The organism is Kosmotoga sp. (genome assembly GCF_982836095.1).
The window spans coordinates 1-4,915 of sequence record NZ_CEYIHJ010000022.1 but is presented as its reverse complement, the minus strand read 5'-3'; the positions used below and the strand labels follow the sequence as shown (position 1 = coordinate 4,915).

5 protein-coding genes are annotated in these 4,915 nt (G+C 42.6%); all 5 read right to left on the bottom strand.

Going from position 1 to position 4,915, the window contains the following annotated elements; genetic code table 11:
- Positions 1-781, bottom strand: a 781-nt coding sequence (locus tag AC3LHT_RS02815) for a sugar phosphate isomerase/epimerase family protein (protein ID WP_488661909.1), incomplete at its 3' end; no start/stop codon positions are given.
- A 4-nt stretch (positions 782-785) separates the two neighbouring features.
- Positions 786-1,886: an ABC transporter ATP-binding protein gene (locus AC3LHT_RS02810; protein ID WP_488661908.1), complete on the bottom strand. Its 1,101-nt coding sequence runs from the start codon at positions 1,884-1,886 to the stop codon at positions 786-788.
- Positions 1,887-1,897: 11 nt separating this feature from the next.
- Complete coding sequence (locus AC3LHT_RS02805) at positions 1,898-2,764, bottom strand: carbohydrate ABC transporter permease (protein ID WP_488661907.1); 867 nt, start codon at positions 2,762-2,764, stop codon at positions 1,898-1,900.
- The gene (locus AC3LHT_RS02800) at positions 2,761-3,702 is read right to left on the bottom strand and encodes a carbohydrate ABC transporter permease (protein WP_290644695.1); all 942 of its coding nucleotides are present in this window, start codon (positions 3,700-3,702) and stop codon (positions 2,761-2,763) included. The genes AC3LHT_RS02805 and AC3LHT_RS02800 overlap by 4 nt, the downstream gene beginning before the upstream one ends.
- 63 nt (positions 3,703-3,765) lie before the next feature.
- Positions 3,766-4,915, bottom strand: a 1,150-nt coding sequence (locus tag AC3LHT_RS02795; protein ID WP_488661906.1) for an ABC transporter substrate-binding protein, incomplete at its 5' end; no start/stop codon positions are given.

The following is a 4,915-nucleotide window of genomic DNA, read 5'->3' as shown; positions in this document are numbered from 1 at the left end:
CCTTTTCTTTGATTAGCTTGAATATTTCTGGATATGGAATACTTCCCTGACCAAGAGGAAGATGCAAGTCTCCAACGCCATAAGTGAAGCGAAAGGGTTCATGTGTAATGATTTCCTTTGAATAATTGAACTCGCCTTCGCCAAAATTATCGTGGACATGCAATTCCACGGCATGTTCAAGTCCTGCCTCTATTTCTTCCAGGAAGTCTTTCCCGGTCTGTTTGCAATAGAGATAAAGATGTCCGATGTCCATCAAAAGGGAAACGGAATCGTGCTTTGCTTCATTCAAAGCCCCTATAACGTCTGATACTGCCTGTGAGGTGTTTTCAACAGCGATTTTTATCCCGTTTTTTTCCGCCAGGTCCCCAAGCTTTCTCAAAGCTCCTATTTCTTTCAGATATTGCTCATGAAGGTTTGTTGACTGGCCGTATCCAAAACTTCCAAGATGGTATACAACGATTTCTGCACCGGTGTACGCGGCAAATTCAATTGTAGTTTTTAGAACCTGAAATCCCCTCTCATAATCAATACCTTCATTTTTTAAGTTAATGGGATCAGGGCAATGCACGGTGAGACCAAACGAAAATTCAGACAGAATGTTTCTTATGCGCTCTGCTTGCTTTGCTCTGAACTCCCTGTGGTATATGACATCGAGTCCGGCAGGGGGGAGTTCAACATAATCAAAGCCTATATTTTCGAAGAACTCCAGTTCTTCGCGAAAACGCTTCAAAGACCCGTTAACTCTTGTTGTGTCAATGTTGACTCCAATCCTCTTTATCATGCGATCACCTTATCGAAATATCGATGGCTTTTCCGGTTTCTGCATCAAATAGATGATATCTGTTCCTGTCAAAATCCATGAAAATACGATCTCCGGGTTTGAGATCCATGCGTTCCTCTGTGAGGACCTTCAAAATGTTGTTTCCGATTTTTATGTTATAGATCACTTCCCTGCCAAGAGGCTCGAGAACGTAAACTTCAGCAGGAATTGAATTCTCTGTTTCTTTCAAGCTGAGTCTTATATGCTCTGGCCTTATGCCAAGCTTTAGCTTTTTTTCAACGAGGTTTGCCAAAATTTCTTTTCTCTGAGGTAAGGTTTTGAATTTGAACCCCTCGTCCTGGAGATAGAAATCGCCATTGTAGTTCTTGACTTCTACATTCAGAATATTCATGGCAGGAGTACCAACAAAGGTCGCCACGAATACGTTAGCAGGGTAATTGTAAATATTATCAGCGGTATCGTACTGCTGTATCTTACCCATCGAAAATACCGCGATACGATCGGCCATAGTCATCGCTTCCAGCTGGTCGTGGGTTACGTAAACAGTTGTAATGCCGAGGTCGTTCTGAAGCTGTTTTATTTCGGCTCTCATATACGACCTGAGAGCAGCATCAAGATTGGAAAGCGGCTCGTCGAAGAGCAGTATCTTAGGTTTTTTCACCAGAGCACGGGCAATTGCAACTCGTTGCTGCTGTCCGCCAGATATCTGGAAAGGTTTCCTGTCCAGCAGTTTTCCAATATCGAGATTTTTTGTGACTTCCCGGACAAGCCTGTCTATTTCATCTTTTTTCATTTTCTGTGCCCTAAGGGGGAACGCAATATTGTCATATAGGGTCATGTGCGGGTATAAAGCGTAGCTCTGGAACACCATCCCTATTCCCCTATCTTTTGGCGGAACGTTGTTCATGATCTGGTCGTCAAAATATATCCCACCTGTTGTGGGCTTGTAGATCCCGGCAATCATGAGCAGTGTTGTGGTTTTCCCACAACCAGATGGGCCAAGAAGAACCGTGAATTCCCCATCCTTTATTTCAAGATTTATATTATCTACTGCTTTGACGTTCTTAAAGTGTTTACTGAGATTTTTCAAGAGTATTCTCGCCATTGTCTCACTCCTTATCCTTTAGTACCGGTTATATTAACCTGCAACAAATATTTGTTAGCGAAGAAATAAAACACGAGAGTGGGAATCATGTAAAAGAGGCTGATGGAGGTCAGCAACCCGTAATCGACAAACCTGAAATCGCCTATAACTCCCTTGATGTATCTTGAGAGTGTCCATGTTTGCTGATTGAGAATAAAGGTGTTGATGAATATGAATTCGCTCCAGCCTGAAAGGAACCCAAAAATGGCTGTAACGGCCATTCCCGGCCTAACCAGCGGCAACATCACCTTGAAAAACACCTGTATTCTGGAATAGCCGTCCACAGTTCCTGCCCATTCGATTTCCCAGGGAAGCTGGTCGTAAAAGCCTTTCATAATCCAGGCTCCCCACGGAATTTCAAGAGCTACCTTTAGAAGAATGATTCCCCACAAACTGTTTATAAGGTTCAGCGTTCTCAATACGTAATAAACGGCCACCAAAAGCGAGACAGAGGGAAAAGAATGAAGCACCAGGATTGTGAGCAACATCGTCTTTCTGCCGCGAAATTTGTATCTCGAAAGAGCATAACCGGCAAAACTCGTGATGAACAACTCTAAAAGCATCACCATAATGGCGACTATAAAGGTATTGAGGGTTACCTGCCATATATTTGGATATCCTTTTACCGATTCGATCAGAAATCTCCAGTGTTCCAGCGTGAATTTTGTCGGAATTATTCCATATTTCATCTCAGACGCGAAGGAATTGAGCACGAGCCAGAGATAGCTCAAAATTATCGGAAGGCTTATAACGAGCAATATGATAATTACAATCGTATTCTTAATTTTTTCACCATGTTTTTGAAAGAAGCTGAGTTTGAATTCTCTACTTTCCATCATGCATCAACCTCTATTCTTGGCTCCTGAATCATTTCTTTAAATTTGAAGATTCTCAGGTATATAAGCGAAGCAACAAGTCCTATTATCACGAGAATGAGGGACAATGAAGCACCAAACCCGAACCTAAAATTCTCAAAAGCATTGTGATACGTGTACAACGCCCACACCTCCGTTGAAAATACCGGGCCACCATCTGTAATGATGAGAATATATTCAAAGGAAGTAAGTAGTGAAAGCGTTTGATAAGCCGTTGTGAAAAGAATTTGCCACTTCAAAAGCGGAAGAATTACTTTCCTAACTTTGAAGAACCATCCAGCGCCATCGACACTGGCAGCATATAGGTAATCCCGTGGTATAGATTTGATTGCTGAAGTGAACAGGATCATACCAAAAGAAGCACCGACGAAGCCGTTAGCAAGTATGATAACGACCATTGGGTGTTGGGACAGAAAATCTAAAGGCTCAACATTCCCAAAAAGCATTTCCCTAACGCTGTTGAGCAACCCAAAGCGGGTAGAGTCGAATATCCATAGCCACAATAGGCCATAAACAACGGAAGGGGTTAGCCTTGGAAGCATCCAGATAAGCCTGAAAAACGTCCCAGAACGTTCGGAAATGCTGGTAGTTAATAACGACAAGAGCAAGGCCAGGCCAATATTGAAAAAGGCGAGTGTAAATCCCACGTAAACCAACGTGTTCTTTATTACCATTCCTATGAGGAAATCATGGGCTATATCGATGAAATTTTGAAAGCCCACAAAATCCCAATTGAAGCGGTAGTCCATATCAGTTAAAGACAGAGCAATTGTTAAAATTACAGGTGCCAGGAAAAATATCAAAGCCAATATAACCCCAGGACCAAGGAACAACGAAAGAGAGATTATTGTTTTTTTACTGTGTTTAGCCTTCGTTTTATCTTTTGACTTTTTTAAACCCATTTCCAGAGGCCTCCTTCAAAAAATAAGGGCCTCCACACAACCTGTGTGGAGGCAAGAAATGTGTCATTTTATGATTACATCGTCTTTCAGCTGTTGCTTCAGCCTCTGTGCTGCGAATTTGACGGCAAAATCTGGTGTCATTTTCCCTGACTCAAGCCCGGTCATAGCATCGAAGATTATCCTATTGTATTCGTTGAATCTATCATTGTTAGGAACGAAGGACGCTTGCGGGAGCAACATTGCAGCGGCTTTCTTAGAAAAAGCATCAGCTGCATACAGAGGTACGGAAAGCTCTTCATTCCTGATGGCAAGATGTCCGCTTTCAACAGCGTGCTTGGCGTTCAAATACGGGTCAGAAGCGAAGAGCAACAACAGTGCGGCAAGTTCAGGGTATTTGGATTTGGATGTAACCATATAAACTACAGGGTGAGATAGTGTATTTCCGGGAACCCCTTTGTAAGCAGAAGGTGTCAATGTGAAGGTCAACATGTTATCAATTTCCTCATCGGAATAGCCAAACATGTTGATCCACTCAGCTCTGTTCCACGTACCGCCCATAAGAGCGAGTACTTCACCTTCAGGACCTGCAAAACTCTTATGGACATTGTTCCACTCAGTTCCTATTAAGTTCTTCGGCGTTACTTTGTAGGTATTTGTCAGGTCATAAATGAACTGGAATACCTTCTTAGCACCTTCCTGGTCAAAGACCAATTTTCCGGCTTCTGGATCATAAATAGGCACTTCAAAGGATTTGAAAAGCTGGAAATAGTCAACCCCCATTTTAGGCCTGTGCCAAAGTCCCCATTTAACCACACCGGCATTTTGTGCTTCCTGACCGAGTTTTACGAGGTCATAAAGCGTGTATTCTCCTGTGGCAAATTTGTTCATCATGTCAGCTATTTCTTCTTCGGTGTATCCCATTTCCTTGAGTTTGTCTTTTCTCACCCAAAGTGGCCTTGCTTCGGTATCTTGAGGAACGGCATAGATCTTTCCACCAAATTTCGTTGATTCCCAAAGCGCAGGGAAAATATCATTAAAACCAAGATCCCAGTACTTCTGGATATACTCATCAATTGGTCTGACATATCCTGCTTTTGCCCACATGCCAAGGTCGTCGTGTCCAGAAGTGATGATGTCAAGCTGTTGATCTTTCGTCTGGAAAGCAATAAGTGCCCTCTGCTTGTAAGAACTCCAGTCAGTGGAATCGAAATAA

Excerpts from the sequence above, each read along its gene's own strand:
- AC3LHT_RS02800 (WP_290644695.1), bottom strand. The coding sequence starts at position 3,702 with ATGGGTTTAAAAAAGTCAAAAGATAAAACGAAGGCTAAACACAGTAAA.
- AC3LHT_RS02810 (WP_488661908.1), bottom strand. The coding sequence starts at position 1,886 with ATGGCGAGAATACTCTTGAAAAATCTCAGTAAACACTTTAAGAACGTC.
- AC3LHT_RS02805 (WP_488661907.1), bottom strand. The coding sequence starts at position 2,764 with ATGATGGAAAGTAGAGAATTCAAACTCAGCTTCTTTCAAAAACATGGT.